The organism is Bradyrhizobium sp. 160 (assembly GCF_023073735.1).
Taxonomy (GTDB): Bacteria; Pseudomonadota; Alphaproteobacteria; order Rhizobiales; family Xanthobacteraceae; genus Bradyrhizobium.
Window position 1 is genome coordinate 71477 of record NZ_JADPKD010000077.1, and the last position, 21327, is coordinate 92803.

Below are 21327 nucleotides of genomic sequence, written 5' to 3' on the forward strand. Positions count from 1 at the left end.
TCGCCAAATAACCCTATTCGCTACTCGCCATTCCCCATTCGCTTGGCCTACGCCACCGCTTCCTTGGCCTTTTCCGCACGCTTGCGCTCGTTCGGGTCGAGATGCTTCTTACGCAGGCGGATCGACTTCGGGGTGACCTCGACGAGCTCGTCGTCCTCGATATAAGCGAGCGCCTTTTCCAGGGTCATGCGGATCGGCGGGGTCAGGCGCACCGCTTCGTCCTTGGAGGTCGTGCGGATGTTGGTGAGCTGCTTGCCCTTGAGCACGTTAATCTCGAGATCGTTGTCGCGGGTATGCTCGCCGACGATCATGCCGCGATAGACCTTCCAGCCCGGCTCGATCATCATCGGCCCGCGGTCTTCCAGCTTGAACATGGCGTAGGCGACCGCCTCGCCCTGGTCGTTGGAGATCAGGACGCCGTTGCGGCGGCCCTGGATCTCGCCCTTGTAAGGGGCATAGCCGTGGAACAGGCGGTTCATGATCGCGGTGCCGCGGGTGTCGGTCAGAAGTTCGCCCTGGTAGCCGATCAGGCCGCGGGTCGGCGCGTAGAACACCAGACGCAGGCGGTTGCCGCCGGACGGCTTCATCTCGATCAGCTCGGCCTTGCGCTCGCTCATCTTCTGCACGACGACGCCGGAATGCTCCTCGTCGACGTCGATCACGACCTCCTCGATCGGCTCCATCGTGGCACCGGTGGCTTCGTCCTTCTGGAACACGACGCGCGGGCGCGACACCGAGAGCTCAAAGCCCTCGCGGCGCATGGTCTCGATCAGGATGGCGAGCTGCAATTCGCCGCGGCCCGAGACTTCCATCGCGTCCTTGTCGGCGGCTTCGACGACGCGCAGCGCAACGTTGCCTTCGGCCTCGCGCAAGAGACGGTCGCGGATCATGCGGCTCGTCACCTTGTCGCCTTCGGTGCCGGCGAGCGGGGAGTTGTTGACGATGAACGACATCGACACGGTCGGCGGGTCGATCGGCTGGGCCGGCAGCGGCACTTCCACGGTCGGATCGCAGAACGTATCGGCGACGGTGCCCTTGGTCAGGCCCGCAATCGCAACGATGTCGCCGGCTTCCGCTTCATCGAGCGGCGTGCGCTCGAGGCCGCGGAACGCCAGGATCTTGGTGATGCGCCCCGACTCGACCAGCTTGCCGTCGGCGTTGAGCACCTTGACCTGTTGGTTCGGCTTGAGCACGCCGGAGGAGATGCGGCCGGTGATGATACGGCCGAGATAGGGGTTGGCTTCCAGGATGGTGCCGATCATCTTGAACGGACCTTCCTCGACCTTCGGCGCCGCGACGTGGCGCAGGATCAGGTCGAACAGCGGCTCCATGCCCTTGTCCTTCGGACCCTCCGGGCTTTCGGCCATCCAGCCCTGCTTGGCCGACCCGTAGAGGATCGGGAAGTCGAGCTGCTCTTCGCTGGCATCGAGCGCTGCGAACAGGTCGAACACCTCGTTGATGACCTCGGTCGGGCGCGCGTCGGGACGGTCGACCTTGTTGATGACGACGATCGGCTTCAGGCCGACCTTGAGTGCCTTGGACACCACGAACTTGGTCTGCGGCAGCGGGCCTTCGGCGGCGTCCACCAGCACCAGCGCGCCGTCCACCATGTTCAGGATGCGCTCGACCTCACCGCCGAAATCGGCGTGGCCGGGGGTGTCGACGATGTTGACGCGGGTGTCCTTCCACTGCACCGAGGCCGCCTTGGCCAGAATGGTGATGCCGCGCTCGCGCTCCAGATCGTTGGAGTCCATGGCGCGTTCGGTCACCTTCTGGTTCTCGCGGAACGTGCCGGACTGCTGGAGGAGGCGGTCGACCAGGGTCGTCTTGCCGTGGTCGACGTGGGCGATAATGGCAACGTTGCGGAGGTTCATGAGTGAGCTTCTTTGCGTTCGAACAATGGGTTAAGCGCGATCTCGCCGGTCGGACCGGGACCTCTTCTCGAAACAACGCTGAAAGACTGGAAACGGGCGCTCGCCGCCCAAAAAGGAAGCCCGGCCATATCAGACCGGGCGCCCTACGCGTTGCGGCGCAATATATGCAAAAACAGCCAAAAAACAATGTGTACTTTGGCCGTTGGTTGACTGAATTTTGTCCGGGAATCTCCGGGGGTTAGGCGAATAGCGGCGTTAAGCGCGCCGCCCCTTGATCGCCGCCCAGATCAGGGCAATCCCGCCGATTCCCACGACTAGGCCCAGGAAGACCAGCGGTGCGATGTCGGAGGCGATCCGGCCGTCCTCGACGACCGACATTCCGCCAAAGAGCAAGGCGCAGACACCCGGCAGCAGCATGATCAGCCCGAAGATCGCCATGAGGGCGGTCAGGCAGCCGCCGCGTTTGTTCGCCGGGGCAGGAGGCAGTCCCGGCGGCGGTATGTTGCTGATGCTCATGCTTGCAAGACTCCGTCGGTCGTCTGTGCAGCGAGGGCCGCGCGAACGCCGTCGATGTTTCCGTTGCGGTAGAACAGATTGTAGGTGTCAAACGGAATGATCGAGCCTTGCTCCGTCACGAAATGGATGCAGCTGCGCTTGACGTTGCCGACGCAGAAATTGAAGCGATCGAGAAACTGCACGATGGTGACGCGGAACACGTTCTCGTAAGTGAGCCCTTGCGGCACCTGAAAGCTCGGCAGGCAACATAGCAGTTCGCAGACGCGTTCGGGGGTGTTGAGCGGGCCCGACGACAGCGAGAAGAGGTCAATAAACTTCTCCTTCAGCACCGGATATTTCTCCGGGCTGATCGTGTTCGGCATCACCGCGACGAGCTGCTCCTGCGGGATCAGCGAGGTCAGCGGCAGCACGTTCTCGCCGTTGCGCAGGCCGTAGCCGATCGAAATGCTTTCGGGATTGCAGGGCAGCGGGATCATGTCCTTGTCGCCGAACACGTCGGTCTCGATCACGCGCTTGCGGATCTCCGACAGCATGATGCGGTCGGTGTTCTTGTCGAAGTTCTCGTTACGGCCGGCGTCCTGCACCGGCTGCAGCGTGACCCCACGCACGCATTTCCAGGTGAGCGCGTGGCGGACGATGTCGCCGATCTCGGCATCGTTGACGCCGCGCTTGATGGTTGCGACCAGCGTGGTCGACACGCCGTAATGCTCAAGATTCTCCAGCGCCTGCTGGCGGATTTTTCGAAGGTCCGCGCCGCGCAGATTGATCAGTGGCTCGCGCTGCAGCGAATCGAACTGGAGATAGACCTCCAGCCCGCGCTTGTTCTCGGCGAGCCGCGCCACGAAATCCTTCTCGCGGGCGATGCGCAGGCCGTTGGTGTTGATCATGACGTGGCGGATCGGGCGGGCGCGCACGGCGTCCAGGATCTCGAAGAAATCCGGATGCAGCGTCGGCTCGCCGCCGGAAATCTGCACCAGGTCGGCCTCGCCCTCGCTCGCGACCAGCGCATCCAGCATCCTCTCGACCGTTGCGAGTGGCGTGAACCGCGTCCGCGCCGGTGAGGATTCGGCGAAGCACACCGGGCAGGTGAGATTGCAGTGCTCGGTGATCTCGATCAGCGCCAGGCAGGAATGCTGCTCGTGGTCGGCGCACAGACCGCAATCATAGGGACAGCCGAATTCCGTCCGCTGCTGGAATTGCAGCGGCCGATCGCCAGGCTTGATGAAATCCTTGCACAGACGCCAATAGGCCGTGTCCGTCGACACCAGCGTTGATTGGACGCCATGCTGCTGGCAGCGTTTTTCGTACCAGACCTCGTTGCCGAGAATCTGGATCTTGGTCGGCACCAGCTTCAGGCAGGTCTCGCACAGCGACTGGGTCTGGCCCCAGAAGATATAGGGGCGCGACTTACGCAACGGCGCGTTCATGCAGGGATCTCGCTTTGGGCGCCATCGCCAGCATGAATGCGGCGTAGAGTAGGATGGACAGCGACAGCAGGTGAAACAGCGTGAAGGGGCCGATCAGCGTGCCATAGGGCTTGAGGAATTCCCACAGGAAGCGCTGCGCTCCATAGTAGACGAGCACCAGGTAGAAACCATTGGTGACCACAAACCCGTTTCGGTTCAAGACCGCCAGCACATAGAGAAGCGCGAACACGCCCATGGCGGTGCTCTCATAGAGCTGCACCGGGTGGCGAAGAAGGCCGTCGCCGAAATCATGGCCAAAGGGCAGCGCCGTGGGCGTGCCATAGGTGAAATCGTCGAGGCCCGCGAAGTAGCAGCCGATCCGGCCGACCGCGATGCCGAGCGCCAGCGGCAGGGCAAAACGGGCGCCGGTTCGCGCCGTGATGCCTGCGGACCATTTGTAGAGCTCGATCGCCACGATGCCGCCGGCGAGCGCACCCTCGACCGAGCGCGCAACGCCGCTCTGGCCCGACAGCCACAGATTGACCGACCCGAACAGGTAGGCGCCGACGCCTGCGCCGAACACCAGGGCGGCGATGTAGGACATTTCGAAGGATTGCACAGGAAACCGCAAGCCCTGTCGCGACAGCCAGTAGACGGCAGCTGCCGCCGCCAGCCATGCTGCAATATCGAAGACCGTATGAAGGAAAGCCCCGCTCATGCGGCGGAGAGCATAGCACGATCACGCCAGCGGAGCGCTCATGTCCTCTCCCATGTGCACTGCCTTCACAAGGGAGAAGAGGCGAGACTAGGTTCGCTATCCGGCCTCCCGCTCCTCCGTTGGATAGACGCCTCGCAGCACTTCCTCGAAGTGCAGCTTGACAGCATCGTTGCAGAGGCAGGCGCGCAGGCGAAGGCCGTCGCGGCTGCGGACGAGGATTGAACCGCGCCTCGTGTCGAGCACGCCTTCGGCTTTGAACGATTGGAGCACGCGGCTCGCATAGCTGCGCCCCACTCCGAGCAATGTCGCAAGCTGCTCATGCGTCAGCGGCACGCTGCTTTCGTCGCCGGTACGCTCCATTGCTGCCAAGATCCATTTGGCGGTGCGCTGCTCGATCGAGTGGATGGCGTTGCAGGCGGTCGACTGGAAGATTTGCGCCAGCATGCAATCGGCATAGCGGGCGAAGATGTTGCGCAGTGACGGCGAACGTGTCTTGGCTGCTTCCAGTTTGCCGACGTGAATGCGCGAAAATGGGCCGCCGAACTTCACGCAGATGCGGGTATAGGCCGGCAGAAATCCCTCGCTGACGATGCCGCCCACCGCGCCTTCACGACCGACCAGGATGGTCTCGACGTCGCGGCCATCCTCGTTAGGGACGAGAAAGGTCGCAAGCGAGGGTCCGCAGGGGAAGTGGACGACCTGGACGTCATCGCCGGGATTGTAGAGCAGTTCGCCGGCCGCGCAGTCCTCGATGATGACGTGCGGCGCGAGCAGTGCGTAATCCGCCGGGCTCAGGCGCCGCAACAGATTGTTGATCGGCCGGCTGTCGACCTCGCTTGTACTGCCGATACGCGCATCCATCGTGAACCCCCCGTGCTCTTTTCCACAATACCGGGTTCCGTCCGTTTCCTGTGTGCACAAGTGGACAGACTGAAGAACTGTGATGTGGTGGTTTCGTTCCGGGAACCCTCCGATGCGCTGGGCGCAGGCGTCGTGGCGCGGCTGTCCTGATCAGAAAAACCTCTCGCTCCAAGATGCGATCATGGCACCCGCACTTCTCGATGGCTTCCCATGTCCTGCCGACGTCCTCGTCGTCGAGGACGATCCGATCATTGCAATCGATTTCGAGGACCGTCTGCTCGGGTTTGGCGTGAGGCAGGTGCGCACCGCCGGGTCGGTGACGCAGGCGCTGGACGCGATCGCGAAAGGTGCTCCCGATTTCGCCCTGCTCGACGTCGAGCTGAACCGCGAGAAGAGCTTTGCGATCGCCGAGCGACTGGTGGCGCTGAACGTCCCATTTGTCTTCGTCACCGGTTATGGTGCCGAAACGCGGATTCCGCCCGAATTTGCGGCGCGGCCGCGGCTGCAAAAGCCGTGCTCGAGCGAGGCGCTGGAGGCTGCGCTGCGGACGCGCGGTCGCTGAGGTTCAGGCAGATTTCGGGTCGAGCGTGGTCGACCACAGCGCCACGTCGGCGCGGTCGCGCAAGCTCACCGTCATCTGGCCGGAGGCGCCGTCGATCTTGACGTGGCCGAAGAACTGCATCCCGGCAGACGGCGGCAGGTTCTGGCTGTCCTTGCCCGGTGCCTTGACGAAGCGCACCTCCGGCCCAAAGGTGTTGTCGAGCGCGTTCGGACCGAAAGTGCCCGCATGCAGCGGACCCGAGACGAACTCCCAGAACGGCTCGAAATCCTGGAATTGTGCCTTGTTCGGATCGTAATAATGCGCGGCGGCATAGTGTACGTCCGCGGTCAGCCACACCGTGTTGCTGATCGACGCCATCTTGATGAAGCGAAGGATGTCCGCGATCTCGAACTCGCGGCCGCGTACCGGGCCGTCGCCTTGCGCAATCGCTTCCGATCCGCCTTTCGGCGTGTCCGCGACGATGAGACTGAGCGGCATGTCGGAGGCGATCACCTTCCAGGTCGCGCGCGAATTCAACAGGCCGCGCTTGAGCCAGGCGATCTGGTCGGGTCCGAGGAAGTGGCTGGCCGGTCCGTATTCCGTTTCCAGATTGGCGCCGTTCGCGCCGCGATAGCTGCGCTCGTCGAGCACGAACACGTCGAGATGCGGGCCGTAGGAGATCTGGCGATAAATCCGGCCCGGTTCAGTGATGCTCTCGCGCATCGGATACATCTCGTGAAAGGCGCGCGTTGCGCGCGCGGCGAGCAGCGTGATGTCGCGTACTTTGTATGACGCCGGCAACTCCTTCGATAGCGACCAGTTGTTGGTGACCTCGTGGTCGTCCCACTGCACGAAGATCGGCACGTCGGCATTGAAGGCGCGGAGGTTGTCGTCGATCAGATTGTATTTGTGCGCGGCGCGGTACTCGTCCAGCGTCTCCGCGACCTTGGCCTTCTCGGGGATTGTGACGTTCTTCCAGATCTTGCCGTCGGCGAGCTTCACCTCGGATTGGATGAGGCTGTCGGCGTAGATCGTATCGCCCGAGTGCAGGAAGAAATCCGGACGATGCTTGCGCATCGCGGCGAAGGTGAACATGCCGCCGTCGTCAGGGTTGATGCCCCAGCCCTGGCCGGCGACGTCGCCACCCCAGACGAAGCTGACATCGCGGCGGTCGGCCGGCGCGGTGCGGAAGCGGCCGGTCACCGGCTCGCCCTCGACCGCGCTATGCGAGAGATCGCGGAAGCGCACGCGATAGAAGATGTCCTGTCCGCCCGGCAGGTTCTCGATCAGCATTTTGGCCGTGAAGTCGCTCTCGGGCAGCGCTGCGATCGGCGGCAGCGCGCGAGCGTCCCTGAACGACTCCGTCGTCGCCACCTCGACCAGCATTTGAGCCGGCCGGTCGGTGCGTGCCCACACCACGCCGCCGTCGACCGTGACGTCGCCTGATTGTACGCCATGGGTGACTGCAGGCCGGTCAGCCGCTCGCGACAGATAAGGCATCGCGATCGTGCCAAGCGCGCCCGCGCTGGTGGTGAGGAAACGGCGGCGTGAGAATGTGATGGTCATGGGACGGTCCCGATTTCGCCAGGGACGGGTGCCTTGCGGCAGCCGCCACGATGAGATCAGACCCTATATTGAGACAATGTGACGCAGCAATAACGCGCAGGCGCTACGCGTTGCCGGCGGCTCTGAATTGCGTGCCCGTGCGGGGCGGCGTCTGCGGCAGGCTGAACAGCACCGCCTTACGGTCGGCGACGGCGGCATGGAATTGGTCGAGTGCGATGTTGAAGGCGGTGAGCGCGGCCTCCTCGATCGCACCGTGATCGAAGCAGCGCAGCGTGTCGCGCAAAATCACGTCGGCTTCGGCCTGCATCTGGTCGAGCTCTTCGGTCGTCTCGCTCTTGCGGGCCGCCGTGATCATGTCGAGCAGGCGTTCGCGCAAATGGCTGTTGTTGTCGCGCTCGTCCTTCTTCAGATAGCCGGCAAACCAGGCGCCGATCGAGCCCATGGCGGAGAGCGCCATCAGGCTCCACCAGATGTAGTCGCTGTATTTGTCGAGAAAGGTTTTTTCCTCGCCGTCGACGAAGGCGGCGGCGCCGGGATGCACGGGGATCACCGCATCCTTGTCGGTGTCGGGCGTCTCGATCTTCGCCGCCAGTGGGAATTCCGTCACCAATTGCTGGCGCACGGCGAACAGCTGGCGCGTGAATGCCGCGATGGTGGTTTCGGACACAGCTTTGCGCGCCACGATGTGGTGCGCAAAGCTGATGGTCTTGACCTCGTCGTCCGGGCGGTCGGGTGAACCGCCATAGGCGCCGGCTGGAATCTCCGCGGATTCGTAGACCGGGTGGTTCTGCGCGATCGCGTCGGCGGAATCGATCGCGAGGAAAGTCGGCGTGCCGCCCTCTTTGACCGATGCAGAGATCGCGTCCGCCGTGATCTTGCTGTTGACCGGGCCGGCCGCGAGGTAGACGTCGGCCTTCTGGGCCTTGATCGCCTCGGCAACCTCGTTGGCCGGGAATTGCACGATCTCGACCTTGGCGGGATCGACGCCGTATTGCTGGAGGATCACCTTGAGCAGGTTGACGTTGGCCTGGGTGCGGCCGACGACACCGACGCGATGGCCGGCGAGTTGTGCCACCTTGGTGATCTTCGCGCCCTTCTTCTTGCCCTTGCCCGCTACGGCCCACAGCACCACGACATTCTTGCGCAGCGTCGCGACCGCCTGCGCGTTCTTCGGCACATCGAGGTCGCCGCGCACGATGGCAAGATCGACCTTGCCTTCCGCGAGGGCATTGGCGCTGGCGGTGGCGCCGTCGGTCTGGATCGGGCGCAGCCGCACCTGACTCTTGTTCTGCGTGAAAGCCTGAGTCAGCGCCTGCACCACCTTGACGTCATCGCTGCTGGCGGGACCAACCGCGATCTTCAGCGTCACCGGCCGCATCGCGAAGTAGTAACCGCCGGCGAGCGCACCGACGATCGCAAGCACGAGGGCCAGAGACACGAGCGCGGTCTTCCGCGCCGCGGATCGCGGCGAAGGCGGAGAGGGCGTTTCGGCCAGGTTCAGTCCCCCGGTCATCGATCTCCCAAACAGGCGCTTGAGGCTCAGTTTCATCTTCGCCGGCGATTTACGCCCGCAATTGTAGCAAATTTCTTGTCCGGCGGGGTTACATCTCCTTCATGGTTAGCGGATGGACGAAATCCCGTATGAACCCGGGCATCGACACGGCGTTAGGGTAAAGTTCCCCTGAACGACGGAGGCGATCATGGCAGAGCGGCTATCGGCGGAGGCGCGCAAGCAGGCGCTCGGCGGACTACCGGGCTGGGGTGAGATGTCCGGCCGCGACGCCATCGGGAAGACCTTCGTCTTCAAGGATTTCAACCAGGCCTTCGGCTTCATGACCCGCGCGGCGCTGGTCGCCGAGAAGGTGGATCACCACCCCGAATGGCGCAACGTCTACAAGACGGTCGAGGTGGTGCTGTCGACCCATGACGCCGGCGGCGTTACTGCGCTCGATATCGAACTGGCCAAGGCGATGAACGCCATTGCCGGCTGACGTCTTGCGGCTCCTGGCCTTATCCCCATCTTGTGATCAGCAGGCGACGCGGCGATCCGCCGCTCCGGCTGAAAGGGGAGTTTGAGCATGGCTGCCGAACACAGCGTCGGCTTTGAGCCCGCCGATCGGCTCGCGGAAGACCGCGAGGGCGTTCGCCGCCGCTTCTGGCGCAAGCTGAAGCGCGTTGCCGCGCAACTGCCGTTCGCCGAAGACCTGCTCGCGGCCTATTACTGCGCCTTCGACCGGCAGACGCCGCGCCATGTTCAGGCCTCGCTGCTGGGGGCGATCGCCTATTTCATCCTGCCATTCGACTTCGTCGCTGATGTGATGCCGATCCTCGGTTTCGCCGATGACGCCGCCGTGCTCGCCACCGCGATCCGCATGGTGGCCGGCCACATCACGAACGAGCACCGCGAGGCCGCCCGTGCCGCGCTGAAGCGCGGGGTGGATAAGGCGGAGGAGTGACGGCGCCACTACTTCTTTTCCCCCGCACGCGCCTTCTCCGCGTCCCATGCCTGGAATTGCTTGAACAGCGTCTCCTTGTCCGCATCGGACACCTGCGCGGCCGCCGGGCTCTGCTTCAGGAACGCTTCGAAGCGCTGGCGCGTCACCGGCTCGACGCCGTGCCGGTCGAGCCATTGCTGCGCCACCGGCAATCTGCTCCAGCCCGACAGAGGCGCCGCGAGCGAGACCTCCTTCCACTTGGGATGGAAGGGCGGGTTCTGGAGCGCGGGGAACTTGGTGAAGAACGCGTCAACGAACAGCGCGAGCTTGCGATAGCGCTCGGTGTTGGGCGTCCAGTTGTAGGCCGCGAGCACCGCAGGCACCGCGATCGTGTCCACGCTCTCGCCCTCCTTGATCAGGTTCGGATAGTCCTTGGCGGTCAGCGTTGCCGGCAGATAATCGCTCTGCAGGGGCTTTGCATAGTCGACCTTCGCAAGATGGAAGCGGCCGTCATTGCCGAAGGTCGAGACCGACTTGTACGGCTTGCCGCCGACCACGATGACGGCGTCGATCTCGCCGGCCTTCAGTTTCTCCATCGCGATGCGCTGCTCGACATAGACGAATTTCGCCTTGATCCCGAGCCGCTCGAACACGGTGAGCGCCGTGACGAAGGTGCCGCCGTTCGGCAGGTCCACGCTCACCGTCTTGTCTTCGAGGTCTTTGAGCGTCGCGACCGATCTTGGCGCGATCACCTGCATCTCCTCATTGTAGAGCTTGGTGACATAGGTGAACTGCTTCTTGATGCCCGTGGCAAAACCCTTGCGCTCGAGATAGTCGAGCGTGTCGGCGCGCACGATTCCGAGATCGACACCTTGCAGGAACAGGATATCGGCGACGCTTTGCACCGAGCCGCGGCCGACGATCGGCAGCACGCGGATCTTGTTGCCGTCGTCGAGCACGGAAGCGAGGTCGGCGCCGAATTGCACATAGGTGCCGCCGATCGTGCCGGTGATCAGCGTGACCGTGTTTGCGTTCAGCGCCTGCTTGGTCGAGGTCGAGCCGAACTGGAAGATGGCCTTCAGGCCGTCAGAGACCTTGGCGGGATCGTATTCGGTCTGATCGGCGCGCGCCGCGAAGGCACAGATCGTCATAATGGCGGCAAGCGCCATTCCCAAAGCGTTACGCATGATGTCCCCCTGAAACGATCTAGTTCTGAAGCTGGGCGAGGCGCTGCCGCGCCTCGGCCGATCCGAGTGCCGCGGCCTTTTGATACCAGTCGCGCGCGGCGGTCGCGTCAGCGGCGATGCGCCGCGCGTCGCTAGTGCCCAGCACGGCCGGGTCATAGGTCTGGGCCAGCAGAAACGCCGCTGCCGCATCCTGTGCATTGGCGGCGCGTTCGAGCAGCAGGCGGGCCGCAACAATGTCACCAATTCCCAACAGGCTCTTCGCGCGCGTCATCAGCCCGGCCAGCGTGTCGGCGTCGAGCGTGCTGGCGGGCGGAGGGGGCGCAGGCGGTGCCGCCGCGGGCTGAGGCACAGGCGTCTGGGCTTGCAGCGCGGTCTGATAGGCGGTCGCGATCTCCTCGCGGCTCGGCGGTGCAGGAAGATCCTGCGTGTCAGCGCTCGCCAGGCGTGGATCGGTCACGCGCGCCGAATCCTTGCGCGGGCTCTGCGGTATGACCGACGGGTTGGCCGAGGCCACCGCCTGCTCCAGCGCGACGACTGCCGAGCCACCGGCATCGAAGATGCCGCGAAGGTCGGACTGAAACAGCGCGGCCAGAATTGCCAGAATGGACGCCACGAGAACGGCTGCGAGACCGCCCGCAAGAACACGCGGCACAATTCTGACCCGGGGACGCAACTCCAGCGAGGTATATTCGTCCGGGTTCGGGGCACCGCGCGGATCGGACAGGAATAGTGGAATTGGATCGTCGGGTGACAGATCGATCCGTGCGGCGCGCGCACGGATGTACGATGCGGTGGACGGATGTGATGCGGCTTGATCGGAATCGAATGCCCTCGATTCCCTGGACGGACGGAACGCCGTCGTCTCCATGGTGATGCTCCCCAAGACTGACACGACGCGGGGCATACCGGTTTCAGTTTTTTTGTTGTTGTCCAGGAGCGCCCAGCAAACTGGAGCCGGTAAATCGCAATCTGAATCAGCCCAAAAAGCGACGGCGATGGGGACGAATCGGGAAATATTTGGGTTTGATTCGGGCGAGGTTGTGGAATGCACCTCAATTTTGCCCGCGCTGGTTGAGGAGACCTTACCAGGTGGCGGTCTAGGAATGGGGTGCCATGAACTCAGCTGTCATGCGCATATCTTCGCGACAGCCAGCGCAGTCGCAATCACGGGTGCAAGATCACCTTTCCCATCGCCTGACGTCCCGCGAGCACCTTCAACGCGTCCGCGGTCTGGGCCAGCGGGAAGGTCCGGTCGACATGCGAGGAGATCTTGCCTTCCGCCGTCCACTTCACGAGCTTCTCCAGATTGGCGCGATTCTTGGCCGGGTTGAGCCGGGTCCAGGCGCCCCAGAACACGCCGCGGATGTCGCAGCCCTTCAGCAGTGCGAGGTTCAGCGGCATCTTCGGAATGTCGCCGGCGGCGAAGCCGATCACAAGGAAGCGACCCTCCCAGGCGATCGAGCGCAGCGCCTGCTCGGCGTAAGCACCGCCCACGGGATCGAAGATGATGTCGACGCCCTTGCCGTCGGTGAGCTTGCGCAAACCTTCCTTCAAATCCTCCTTGGCGTAATTGAGCGTCAGCTCGGCGCCGTGCGCCCTGGCGAATGCGAGCTTCTCGTCCGATGAGGCGCAGGCGATCACCTTCAGGCCCATCAGCTTGCCGAGCTCGCAGGCAGCAAGGCCCGTGCCGCCGGCTGCGCCCAGTACCGCGAGCGTCTCGCCCGGCTTCGGACTGGCGCGATCCTCCAGCGCATGCAGCGCGGTGCCGTAGATGATGATGATGCCGGCCGCGCGATCATAGTCGAGATTGTCCGGGATCTTGACAATCGAGGCCGCCGGCAGCGCGATCTTCTCGCGTGCGCCATTGTGGCCGCACGAGGCGACAACGCGATCGCCGACCTTCAGATCAGTGACGCCAGCGCCGATGCTCTCGATCACACCCGCGACTTCAGCGGCCGGCGAGAACGGGAACGGCGGCTTGATCTGATACTTGCCCTGAATCATCAGGATGTCGAAGAAGTTCAGCGCCGCCGCTTTGATCGCGATCACGGCCTCGCCGGGTCCTGCTACCGGATCCGGCACGTCAGCCAGAACGAGATCGTCGGGCTGGCAATATTGCGAGCAGAGGATGGCTTTCATGGCGGGCACCTGGAGCGTTTCGAGTGGAATTATGATTGGCCCGGTTTTGCCGGATTTAGAGCAGCCGGACAATCCGGATTCTTTGTTGGTCGTTCTGTTCGGCCTATCATCACGTCATTGCGAGCCAACGGGTCCGCGCAAAGCGCGGCCCGATGACAGGCTCCGCGAGGCAATCCAGAGTCCGCCCTGCGGAAATAATCTGAATTGCTTCGTCGCTTCGCTCCTTGCAATGACGAAATCCGCGGAGATAAGGATTCAAACGATGTTTGAAACGAACCTGCTCAACGACAAGCGCATCCTCGTCACCGGCGGCGGCTCCGGCCTTGGCGCGGCGATGGGCCGTCGCTTCCTCGCACTCGGCGCCGAGCTCGTGATCTGTGGCCGCAAGCTCGACCGGCTCGAGGCAACGGCGAGCGAGATGCGCAAAGAGAGCAGTGGCAAAGTCACGACCATCGCCTGCGACGTTCGCGACGGTGCGGCCGTCGACAACATGATGGATCAGATCTGGCGCGAGGCGCCGCTCGATATCCTCGTCAACAATGCTGCGGCGACCTTCATCGCGCAGAGCGAGCATCTCTCGTTTCGCGCCGCGGACGCGATCCTCGCGCCGACCCTGCATGGCGCGATGTATTGCACGCTCGCCGCCGGCAAGCGCTGGATCGAGAGTAAGCATGGCGGCGTCGTGCTCTCGATCCTCTCGACCTCGACCATCACCGGCCGCGCCTTCACCGTGCCTTCGGCGATGGCGAAGTCGGCGCTGCTGGCGATGACCAAAAGTCTCGCCGTGGAATGGGGTCCGAAGGGCATCCGAACCGTTGCCATCGCGCCGGGACCGTTCCCGACCGCCGGCGCGTCGGGGCAGCTCCGCCCTGAAGGTCGCGACGAAGGCTGGACCGCCCGCAACCCGCTGGGCCGCACCGGCGAGCACGGCGAACTTGCTGACCTCGCCAGCTTCATGGTCTCGGACCGCGCCGGCTATATCAATGGCGAGATGGTGGTGATCGACGGAGGCGCGCATTTGCGCAGTTCCGGGGCCGAGGACCTGCTCGGCTGGACCGAGGCGCAATGGGCCGAGCAGCGCGCCGCGCGATCTCGAGGCTAGTGCTGACAACCCGCTAACTGCCTTCCCAAATTGGACTTTCCCGGCTATCCCTGCCGGGGGACAAAACACGGCCGGGCCATCTTCCAGTCACAATATTGAGGGAACCACTCCAGCATGTGGCGGGTGCTATCTTTCATTTTGATGATCGGCATGATGACGTGCGGGATCGCCGATCTCGCTGGGGCGCAGACGCCGCAACCGGCGCCGAAGGCGGCACCAAAGCCGGCGCCCCCAGCGGCCCATCCGACTGCCAAGACGGCGGCAAAGCCAGAGAGCAAACCGGCGGCAGCGCCCGCGGCGGTTGCGGGCGGCGCGGAGCCGACCCTGATCGGCCAGTTCGGCACCTGGGGCGCCTATTCAGCCACGCCGAACGGCAAGAAGGTCTGCTTCGCGCTGGCCAAGCCCTCGTCGTCGAAGACCAACCCGCCGAACCGGCCGCGCGATCCTGCTTATGCGTTCGTGTCGACCCGGCCGGCCGAGAAGGTCAACAACGAAGTCTCGGTCATGATCGGCTATGCGCTGAAACCGGGTTCGGAATCGACGGCCGAGGTCGGCGGCGCTGCTTTCGCGATGTATACGCAGGGCGATGGCCTCTGGATCAAGAACGCGGCCGAGGAGGAGCGGATGGTCGAAGCCATGCGCAAATCCGCCGATCTCGTGGTCAAGGGGGTCTCGGCCAAGGGCACCGAGACGACCGACACGTTTTCGCTGAAGGGCCTCGCCCAGGCGCTCGATAAGATCGCCCAGGACTGCAAAAGATAGGATTGCAGGCGGTAAGGCTAAGTCATAGCCGCGGTCGCAATCGGCAGATCCGGTTGCTATATAGGGGCTGTTCCAGATTTACCGTCATTCCGGGGCGATGCGCAGCATCGAACCCGGAATCTCGAGGTTCCGGGTCTGGTCCTCCGGACCAATCCCGGAACGACAAAACCCATCAGGTCCATTCAATGCAACCGACGACCGAGCCGCACAACGCAATCCTGGTGGAGAAGACTCCGCTCGAAACTTATGTGCCGCCGGCGAGGCCCTCGCTGATCGGCCTGTCGCGTGCCGAGCTCGCCGATCGCCTCGGCGAGATCGGTGTCGCACCGGCGCAACGCAAGATGCGGGTGCAGCAGCTGTGGCACTGGCTCTATTTCCGCGGCGCCCAGAGCTTTGACGAGATGACCTCGATTTCGAAGGGCATTCGCGCCGAGCTCGCGCAGCATTTCACCGTCGACCGGCCCGAGGTCGTGGCCGAGCAGATCTCCAACGATGGCACCCGCAAATGGCTGCTGCGTCTGCCGAGCGGCGACAACATCCAGAAGGCGCATGAGGTCGAGTGCGTCTACATCCCCGAGACCGATCGCGGCACGCTCTGCGTCTCCTCGCAGGTCGGCTGCACCCTGAACTGCTCGTTCTGCCATACCGGCACCCAGCGCCTGGTGCGCAACCTCACCGCCGGCGAGATCGTGGGACAGGTGATGGTGGCGCGCGATCGCCTCAACGACTGGGCCGATCGCGAAGACGGCACGCGCCGCGTCACCAACATCGTGATGATGGGCATGGGCGAGCCGCTCTACAATTTCGATGCGGTGCGCGATGCGCTGCTGATCGTCGGCGACAATGAAGGCATCGGCATCTCCCGCCGCCGCATCACGCTGTCGACCTCGGGCGTGGTGCCGAACATCGTGCGCGCCGGCGAGGAGATCGGCGTGATGCTCGCGATCTCGCTGCATGCGGTGCGCGACGAATTGCGCAACGAGCTCGTGCCGCTCAACCGCAAATATCCGATCAAGGAACTGCTGCAGGCCTGCCGCGACTATCCCGGCGCCTCGAATGCGCGCCGCATCACGTTCGAATATGTGATGCTCAAGGGCGTCAACGATTCGCTCGACGATGCGAAATTGCTGGTGAAGCTGCTCAAGGGCATTCCGGCCAAGATCAACCTCATTCCGTTCAATCCCTGGCCCGGCACCGCCTATGAATGCTCGGACTGGGACCAGATCGAAAAGTTCTCCGAATACATCTTCAACGCTGGCTATTCCTCGCCGGTGCGCACCCCGCGCGGCCGCGACATCCTCGCTGCCTGCGGCCAGCTCAAATCAGAGACGGAGAAGCTCTCGGCGCGTGAACGCCAGGCGCTGCGCGCGATGGCGATGACGGATTGATAGGTAATGCCTGCGCCTTCGCATCCTTGTCATTGCGAGCGCAGCGAAGCAAATCCAGAATCTTTCCGCGGAGGCAGTCTGGATTGCCTCGTCGCGGAGCCTGTCATCCGGCCCGCCGAAGGCGGGACCGGCTGGCTCCTCGCAACGACGGTGAAGGTGACGTCATGTCCCTGATCGGCCGCCTTGTCGTCATCTTCATCGGCTTCCTCGCCGCCTGCTTCGTCGGCGGCATAATCGTCGTCGTCGCGCTGCTGTTTCCGGAATTCGCTGACCTCGGCGCGGGTCCCGTCGATCAGGGCACGATCGACATCCTGTTCGGCTTCGGCTTCATCTTCGTCTCCGGCTTCGCCCTGGTGCCGGCCGCGGTGATCGTTGCCATCACCGAGGCGCTCTATATCCGCAGCGCGCTCGCTTATGCCGCAGGCGGCGGCCTTGTCGGGCTCGCCTGCTATCTCGGTCTCGTCCCCTTCCACGGCGACACGTTCCAATTCGAGGGTATCGTGCGGCGCCACCTGGAGATCATGACGGGCGCGGGCATCGTCGCCGGCGTGGTCTACTGGCTGATCGCCGGCCGCAATGCAGGCGCCTGGCGCATCCCGCCGCCTTCGCACCTGCCCCCACCTCCGCTGCCGTCGAATTCCAGGCCCGATGCGCGGTGACTTCTTATCCTCCTCCAGGGGAGGATGGGGACCGCCGTTGGGGTTTTCATCTCCGCCCTGCTCCGCTAAACCGCGCGCCATGAACCGGACTGGACTCTTCATCGCCCTTTCGCTGTGGCTCGTGATCGGCCTTGTCTTCGGCCTCTATCCCGAGCTCGACCTCAAGCTCGCGTCGCTGTTCTTCGACCCCGCGACCAAGACATTCCCGCTCAAGCTGAACGGCTGGGCCGGCTTTGCGCGCGATGCGGCGATGTGGATCGCCTGGGCATTCGCGCTTCCCTCGATCGTCGCGCTCGTCGTCAAGATGATCCGGCCTGACCGGCCGCTGCTGGTGCCGGGGCGCACGGTCGTCTTCCTGCTGGTAACGCTGACGATGTCGGCCGGCATTCTGACCAACCTGACGTTCAAGAATTATTGGGGCCGGCCGCGTCCGGTCGTGGTGACCGAGTTTGCTGGCGATCAGCAGTTCGTGCCGTGGTGGGATCCGCGCGGCGGCTGCGGGCGCAACTGCTCGTTCTTCTCCGGGGAAGGCGCGACCGCGTTCTGGACGCTGGCACCGGCCGCTCTCGCTCCGCCGGCGTGGCGGCCGCTCGCCTATACGGCCGCCGTGGTGTTCGGCGCTGTGACCAGCGGGCTGCGTATGGCCTTCGGCGGCCACTTCTTCACCGATGTCTCGATTGCCGGCCTCGTCACCTTCGTGGTGATCTGGTTCGCCTACGCGCTGATTTACCGCTGGCCTCGAACGCGGTTTTCGGACGAGGCGGTCGACGCGGCCCTGACGCGGCTGAACTGGCCCGCCTACCGGCTCCGCCAGCGCCTGTTCGGCCGCAAGACAGGTCCAGAGCCGTCGATTTGAGCCATTAAAGAGGTGCCGAGGCGTGCGAAATTTGATATTCGCGCGGGTCAAACCCGGCCCGACATCAGCCCTTGTGACCCGATTGGAAGCCCCATGACCACAATCCTGAAAAGCCTGCCCAAGGGTGAGAAAGTCGGCATCGCTTTTTCGGGCGGCCTCGACACCTCTGCGGCGCTGCTCTGGATGAAGCAGAAGGGCGCACGCTGCTACGCCTACACCGCCAATCTCGGCCAGCCTGATGAGGCCGACTACAACGAGATTCCGCGCAAGGCGATGGAGTTCGGCGCCGAGAAGGCCCGGCTGGTCGATTGCCGCACGCAACTCGTCCACGAAGGCATCGCCGCGATCCAGTCGGGCGCCTTCCATATCTCGACCGGCGGCATCACCTATTTCAACACCACGCCTCTGGGGCGCGCCGTCACCGGCACGATGCTGGTCGCGGCGATGAAGGAGGACGGCGTCAACATTTGGGGCGACGGCTCGACCTTCAAGGGCAACGACATCGAGCGCTTCTACCGCTACGGCCTGCTAACCAATCCCGCTTTGAAGATCTACAAGCCCTGGCTCGACCAGCAGTTCATCGACGAGCTCGGCGGCCGCGCCGAGATGTCGGCGTTCATGACGGCCCAGGGCTTTGCCTACAAGATGAGCGCCGAGAAGGCGTATTCGACCGACAGCAATCTGCTCGGCGCCACGCACGAGGCGAAAGATCTCGAGAGCCTCGACAGCGGCATCAAGATCGTCAACCCGATCATGGGCGTGCCGTTCTGGCGCGACGACTGCGCCGTTAAGGCCGAGAAGGTCGTGGTGCGTTTCGAAGAAGGCCAGCCGGTTGCGCTCAACGGCCAGACCTTCTCTGATGCCGTCGCGCTGTTCCTCGAGGCCAACGCGATCGGCGGCCGCCACGGCCTCGGCATGAGCGACCAGATCGAGAACCGCATCATCGAAGCCAAGAGCCGCGGCATCTATGAGGCGCCCGGCATGGCGCTCTTGCACATCGCCTATGAGCGCCTCGTCACCGGCATCCACAACGAGGACACCATCGAGCAGTACCGCATCAGCGGCATGCGTCTCGGCCGGCTGCTCTATCAGGGCCGCTGGTTCGACTCGCAGGCCCTGATGCTGCGCGAGACCGCGCAGCGCTGGGTCGCGCGCGCCGTCACCGGCGAAGTCACGCTGGAGCTGCGCCGCGGCAACGACTACTCGATCCTCAACACCGAGAGTCCCAATCTCACCTACGCGCCCGAGCGGCTCAGCATGGAGAAGGTCGAGGACGCCGCCTTCACGCCTGCCGACCGAATCGGTCAGCTCACCATGCGCAATCTCGACATCGCCGACACGCGCAGCAAGCTGAAGCTCTACAGCGACACCGGCCTGCTGTCGGGCAGCGAAGGCTCGCAGATCTTCCGGCTGGAGAGCGACAAGGATTGAGCCCTTTGTCGCGGCGATCGGGCGATGCACGACATAATGACGGTGTCATTGAGGGCCGCTAGGCTCCTAGCTTCCCCCGGAATGGGCAGCGCGGAGCATCGAACATGGTCAAGCAGTCGGCCGTCGCCTCTCTCATCGTCCTTCTTTGGGCAACGTCAGTGTCGGCACAGACGATCTATCCCATTGATCGTGCCGAGATCCTGGCCGGAGCTCAATTCGATTTTAAGGTCGAACTCCCCGGGCCGGTTGACCCGGCCAAGTTGAAGGTGACGGTGAACGGCACAGATTACGCAGTCGCGTTCGGCCGCTCCGGGATTTTCGTCGATCGCGAGGACGGCAAGGAACAGTCGGCCCTGGTCCTGCGCGACGTTACACTGACTACGCCGGGCAGCGTTGCCGTGGACGTGAGCGACGGCACGCGCCAGCGCAGCGTCACATGGACGGTCTACGACACGGGTCCGCGCAAGGCGAAGAACGTCATCCTGTTCATCGGTGATGGCATGTCGCCGGCGCATCGGGTCGCAGCCCGCATCCTGTCCAAGGGCATTTCGGAGGGCAAGAGCCGCGGCAAGCTCGCCATCGACGACATGCCTCACATGGCACTGGTGGCGACCGCAGGCTCGGACTCGATCATCACGGACTCTGCGAATTCGGCCAGCGCCTATGCGACCGGGCACAAGAGCGCCGTCAACGCTTTGGGCGTCTATGCGGACCGCACCGCAAGCCCGTTCGACGATCCACGGGTCGAAACCATCACGAGCCTCGCCAGGAGGCGGCTCGGCATGGCGATCGGTATCGTCACCAATACCGAGATCGAGGACGCGACGCCGGCGGCGATGCTTGCGCACACCCGCCGGCGCGCCGCCTATGACGAGATCGTCGAGCAATTCTTCGCGGCGAGCCGGATGTGCTGATGGGCGGCGGCAGCGCAAATTTTCTGCCGAAATCCGCCGCCGGCTCGAAACGCAAGGACGAGACCGATTACATCGCGAAGTTTCGCGATGCAGGCTATCAGGTGGCGACCACCGCGCGTGAGCTCGGCGCTCTCGCGGCCAAGCCGGAGACGGGCAAGCTGCTCGGCCTGTTCGCAACGGGAAACATGGACGGCGCACTGGACCGCAAGTTCCTGAAGGGCGGCGGCGTCAGGAAATTCCCCGAGCAGCCCGACCTGACCGAGCAGGTGCAGGCGGCGCTGAAACTCTTGTCGCGGAATGAGGCCGGTTTCTTCCTGATGGTCGAGTCCGGGATGATCGACAAATACGCGCATTTGCTCGACATGGAGCGAGCCGTCTACGACACGATCATGCTCGACAATGCTGTGCGCCAGACACGTGAATGGGCGCATGCGCGTGGCGACGACACCCTCATTCTGGTGGTGGCGGACCACAATCATCCCAACAGCCTCGTCGGTACGGTGATTGACGACATGGGCACTGCGCCCAACGTGCCGCTGCGCGAGCGCGTCGGCGTCTACGAGCAGGCCGGATTTCCCAATTATCCGGCTGCGGATGCGGAGGGCTATCCGGCACGCGTCGACGTGAGCCGGCGGCTCGCCATCTTCTCGGCCAGTCTGCCGGACCATTACGAGACGTTCCGCCCGAAGCTCGACAATCCCAACGAGCCTACCGTGAAGGGTGGCGAGGATGGGACCTTCAAGGCCAACGACAAATACAAGGATGTTCCAGGCGTCGTGCTGCGCCCGGGCAATCTGCCGGCGATGATCGGCGCCAGTGTGCATTCGGGTGAGGACGTCATCCTCACGGCGGCAGGGCCAGGCAGTGATGGTGTGCGCGGTTCGATGGACAATACCGAGATCTTTCGCCTCATGGTCGACGCGCTTGGGCTGGCTGCTCGGCCGTAGCGGCGATGCTGTTCGAAAAAAATGG

At 63.9% G+C, this 21327-nt stretch carries 19 protein-coding genes and 1 pseudogene; 10 read left to right on the forward strand and 10 right to left on the reverse strand.

What is annotated here, in order from left to right:
- Positions 1-47 precede the first annotated feature (47 nt).
- From typA to IVA98_RS32420, 5 genes are all read right to left on the reverse strand, one after another.
- Positions 48-1874 (reverse strand): translational GTPase TypA, encoded by a 1827-nt coding sequence (typA, locus tag IVA98_RS32400; RefSeq protein ID WP_247299845.1) that lies wholly within the window; start codon positions 1872-1874, stop codon positions 48-50.
- Positions 1875-2129: 255 nt separating this feature from the next.
- Positions 2130-2390, reverse strand: a complete 261-nt coding sequence (locus tag IVA98_RS32405; protein ID WP_247299849.1) for a hypothetical protein — start codon at positions 2388-2390, stop codon at positions 2130-2132.
- Entirely contained in the window at positions 2387-3817 is a 1431-nt protein-coding gene (locus IVA98_RS32410) for a radical SAM protein (protein ID WP_247356420.1), read from the reverse strand. The genes IVA98_RS32405 and IVA98_RS32410 overlap by 4 nt, the downstream gene beginning before the upstream one ends.
- Positions 3798-4514, reverse strand: coding sequence for a prolipoprotein diacylglyceryl transferase family protein (locus IVA98_RS32415; protein WP_247299851.1), 717 nt, complete (start codon positions 4512-4514; stop codon positions 3798-3800). The genes IVA98_RS32410 and IVA98_RS32415 overlap by 20 nt, the downstream gene beginning before the upstream one ends.
- A 96-nt stretch (positions 4515-4610) precedes the next feature.
- Positions 4611-5375, reverse strand: a complete 765-nt coding sequence (locus IVA98_RS32420) for a Crp/Fnr family transcriptional regulator (protein ID WP_247299853.1) — start codon at positions 5373-5375, stop codon at positions 4611-4613.
- 181 nt (positions 5376-5556) lie between these two features.
- On the opposite strand from IVA98_RS32420, the gene IVA98_RS32425 reads away from it, so the two are divergent.
- The gene (locus IVA98_RS32425; protein ID WP_247332309.1) at positions 5557-5937 is read left to right on the forward strand and encodes a response regulator; all 381 of its coding nucleotides are present in this window, start codon (positions 5557-5559) and stop codon (positions 5935-5937) included.
- A 3-nt stretch (positions 5938-5940) separates the two neighbouring features.
- Here the strand turns inward: IVA98_RS32425 and IVA98_RS32430 are convergent, their stop codons facing one another.
- Positions 5941-7482 carry an alkaline phosphatase D family protein gene (locus IVA98_RS32430; RefSeq protein WP_247299857.1) on the reverse strand — a complete coding sequence of 514 codons (1542 nt, stop codon included), beginning with the start codon at positions 7480-7482 and terminating at the stop codon, positions 5941-5943.
- Positions 7483-7585: 103 nt separating this feature from the next.
- Positions 7586-9031 (reverse strand): TAXI family TRAP transporter solute-binding subunit, encoded by a 1446-nt coding sequence (locus tag IVA98_RS32435; protein WP_247299859.1) that lies wholly within the window; start codon positions 9029-9031, stop codon positions 7586-7588.
- Between the two features lie 151 nt (positions 9032-9182).
- Here IVA98_RS32435 and IVA98_RS32440 point away from each other — a divergent pair, with 151 nt between their 5' ends.
- Both IVA98_RS32440 and IVA98_RS32445 read left to right on the forward strand, forming a co-directional pair.
- Complete coding sequence (locus IVA98_RS32440) at positions 9183-9473, forward strand: 4a-hydroxytetrahydrobiopterin dehydratase (protein WP_247299861.1); 291 nt, start codon at positions 9183-9185, stop codon at positions 9471-9473.
- Positions 9474-9560: 87 nt separating this feature from the next.
- Positions 9561-9938, forward strand: coding sequence for a YkvA family protein (locus IVA98_RS32445; RefSeq protein ID WP_247280031.1), 378 nt, complete (start codon positions 9561-9563; stop codon positions 9936-9938).
- 8 nt (positions 9939-9946) lie between these two features.
- Here the strand turns inward: IVA98_RS32445 and IVA98_RS32450 are convergent, their stop codons facing one another.
- The 3 genes from IVA98_RS32450 to IVA98_RS32460 form a co-directional block, all read right to left on the reverse strand.
- Positions 9947-11104 (reverse strand): TAXI family TRAP transporter solute-binding subunit, encoded by a 1158-nt coding sequence (locus tag IVA98_RS32450; protein WP_247332315.1) that lies wholly within the window; start codon positions 11102-11104, stop codon positions 9947-9949.
- A 19-nt stretch (positions 11105-11123) separates the two neighbouring features.
- Entirely contained in the window at positions 11124-12155 is a 1032-nt protein-coding gene (locus tag IVA98_RS32455) for a hypothetical protein (protein ID WP_247299865.1), read from the reverse strand.
- Between the two features lie 113 nt (positions 12156-12268).
- Entirely contained in the window at positions 12269-13243 is a 975-nt protein-coding gene (locus IVA98_RS32460; RefSeq protein WP_247299867.1) for an NADPH:quinone oxidoreductase family protein, read from the reverse strand.
- Between the two features lie 262 nt (positions 13244-13505).
- On the opposite strand from IVA98_RS32460, the gene IVA98_RS32465 reads away from it, so the two are divergent.
- The 7 genes and pseudogenes from IVA98_RS32465 (at position 13506) to IVA98_RS32495 (ending at position 21302) form a co-directional block, all read left to right on the forward strand.
- A complete protein-coding gene (locus tag IVA98_RS32465; RefSeq protein WP_247299869.1) occupies positions 13506-14345 on the forward strand; it encodes an SDR family oxidoreductase in 840 nt (279 codons plus the stop codon).
- A 114-nt stretch (positions 14346-14459) separates the two neighbouring features.
- On the forward strand, positions 14460-15107 hold the full coding sequence (locus tag IVA98_RS32470; RefSeq protein WP_247299871.1) for an invasion associated locus B family protein: 648 nt from the start codon (positions 14460-14462) through the stop codon (positions 15105-15107).
- A 185-nt stretch (positions 15108-15292) separates the two neighbouring features.
- Complete coding sequence (gene rlmN, locus IVA98_RS32475) at positions 15293-16495, forward strand: dual-specificity RNA methyltransferase RlmN (protein WP_247299873.1); 1203 nt, start codon at positions 15293-15295, stop codon at positions 16493-16495.
- 164 nt (positions 16496-16659) lie between these two features.
- Complete coding sequence (locus IVA98_RS32480; protein WP_247299876.1) at positions 16660-17154, forward strand: hypothetical protein; 495 nt, start codon at positions 16660-16662, stop codon at positions 17152-17154.
- A gap of 79 nt (positions 17155-17233) precedes the next feature.
- Positions 17234-18010, forward strand: a complete 777-nt coding sequence (locus tag IVA98_RS32485) for a phosphatase PAP2 family protein (protein ID WP_247299878.1) — start codon at positions 17234-17236, stop codon at positions 18008-18010.
- Positions 18011-18103: 93 nt separating this feature from the next.
- Entirely contained in the window at positions 18104-19441 is a 1338-nt protein-coding gene (gene argG, locus IVA98_RS32490) for an argininosuccinate synthase (protein ID WP_247299880.1), read from the forward strand.
- 104 nt (positions 19442-19545) lie between these two features.
- Positions 19546-21302, forward strand: a pseudogene (locus IVA98_RS32495) (alkaline phosphatase).
- The last annotated feature ends 25 nt before the right edge of the window (positions 21303-21327 follow it).

Coding starts and splice junctions, on each gene's coding strand:
- IVA98_RS32445 (WP_247280031.1), top strand. CDS start 9,561: ATGGCTGCCGAACACAGCGTCGGCTTTGAGCCCGCCGATCGGCTCGCG.
- IVA98_RS32425 (WP_247332309.1), top strand. CDS start 5,557: ATGGCACCCGCACTTCTCGATGGCTTCCCATGTCCTGCCGACGTCCTC.
- IVA98_RS32410 (WP_247356420.1), bottom strand. CDS start 3,817: ATGAACGCGCCGTTGCGTAAGTCGCGCCCCTATATCTTCTGGGGCCAG.
- IVA98_RS32450 (WP_247332315.1), bottom strand. CDS start 11,104: ATGCGTAACGCTTTGGGAATGGCGCTTGCCGCCATTATGACGATCTGT.
- IVA98_RS32415 (WP_247299851.1), bottom strand. CDS start 4,514: ATGAGCGGGGCTTTCCTTCATACGGTCTTCGATATTGCAGCATGGCTG.
- IVA98_RS32440 (WP_247299861.1), top strand. CDS start 9,183: ATGGCAGAGCGGCTATCGGCGGAGGCGCGCAAGCAGGCGCTCGGCGGA.
- IVA98_RS32405 (WP_247299849.1), bottom strand. CDS start 2,390: ATGAGCATCAGCAACATACCGCCGCCGGGACTGCCTCCTGCCCCGGCG.
- IVA98_RS32430 (WP_247299857.1), bottom strand. CDS start 7,482: ATGACCATCACATTCTCACGCCGCCGTTTCCTCACCACCAGCGCGGGC.
- IVA98_RS32480 (WP_247299876.1), top strand. CDS start 16,660: ATGTCCCTGATCGGCCGCCTTGTCGTCATCTTCATCGGCTTCCTCGCC.
- argG (WP_247299880.1), top strand. CDS start 18,104: ATGACCACAATCCTGAAAAGCCTGCCCAAGGGTGAGAAAGTCGGCATC.
- IVA98_RS32435 (WP_247299859.1), bottom strand. CDS start 9,031: ATGAAACTGAGCCTCAAGCGCCTGTTTGGGAGATCGATGACCGGGGGA.
- IVA98_RS32470 (WP_247299871.1), top strand. CDS start 14,460: ATGTGGCGGGTGCTATCTTTCATTTTGATGATCGGCATGATGACGTGC.
- rlmN (WP_247299873.1), top strand. CDS start 15,293: ATGCAACCGACGACCGAGCCGCACAACGCAATCCTGGTGGAGAAGACT.
- IVA98_RS32465 (WP_247299869.1), top strand. CDS start 13,506: ATGTTTGAAACGAACCTGCTCAACGACAAGCGCATCCTCGTCACCGGC.
- IVA98_RS32485 (WP_247299878.1), top strand. CDS start 17,234: ATGAACCGGACTGGACTCTTCATCGCCCTTTCGCTGTGGCTCGTGATC.
- IVA98_RS32420 (WP_247299853.1), bottom strand. CDS start 5,375: ATGGATGCGCGTATCGGCAGTACAAGCGAGGTCGACAGCCGGCCGATC.
- IVA98_RS32460 (WP_247299867.1), bottom strand. CDS start 13,243: ATGAAAGCCATCCTCTGCTCGCAATATTGCCAGCCCGACGATCTCGTT.
- typA (WP_247299845.1), bottom strand. CDS start 1,874: ATGAACCTCCGCAACGTTGCCATTATCGCCCACGTCGACCACGGCAAG.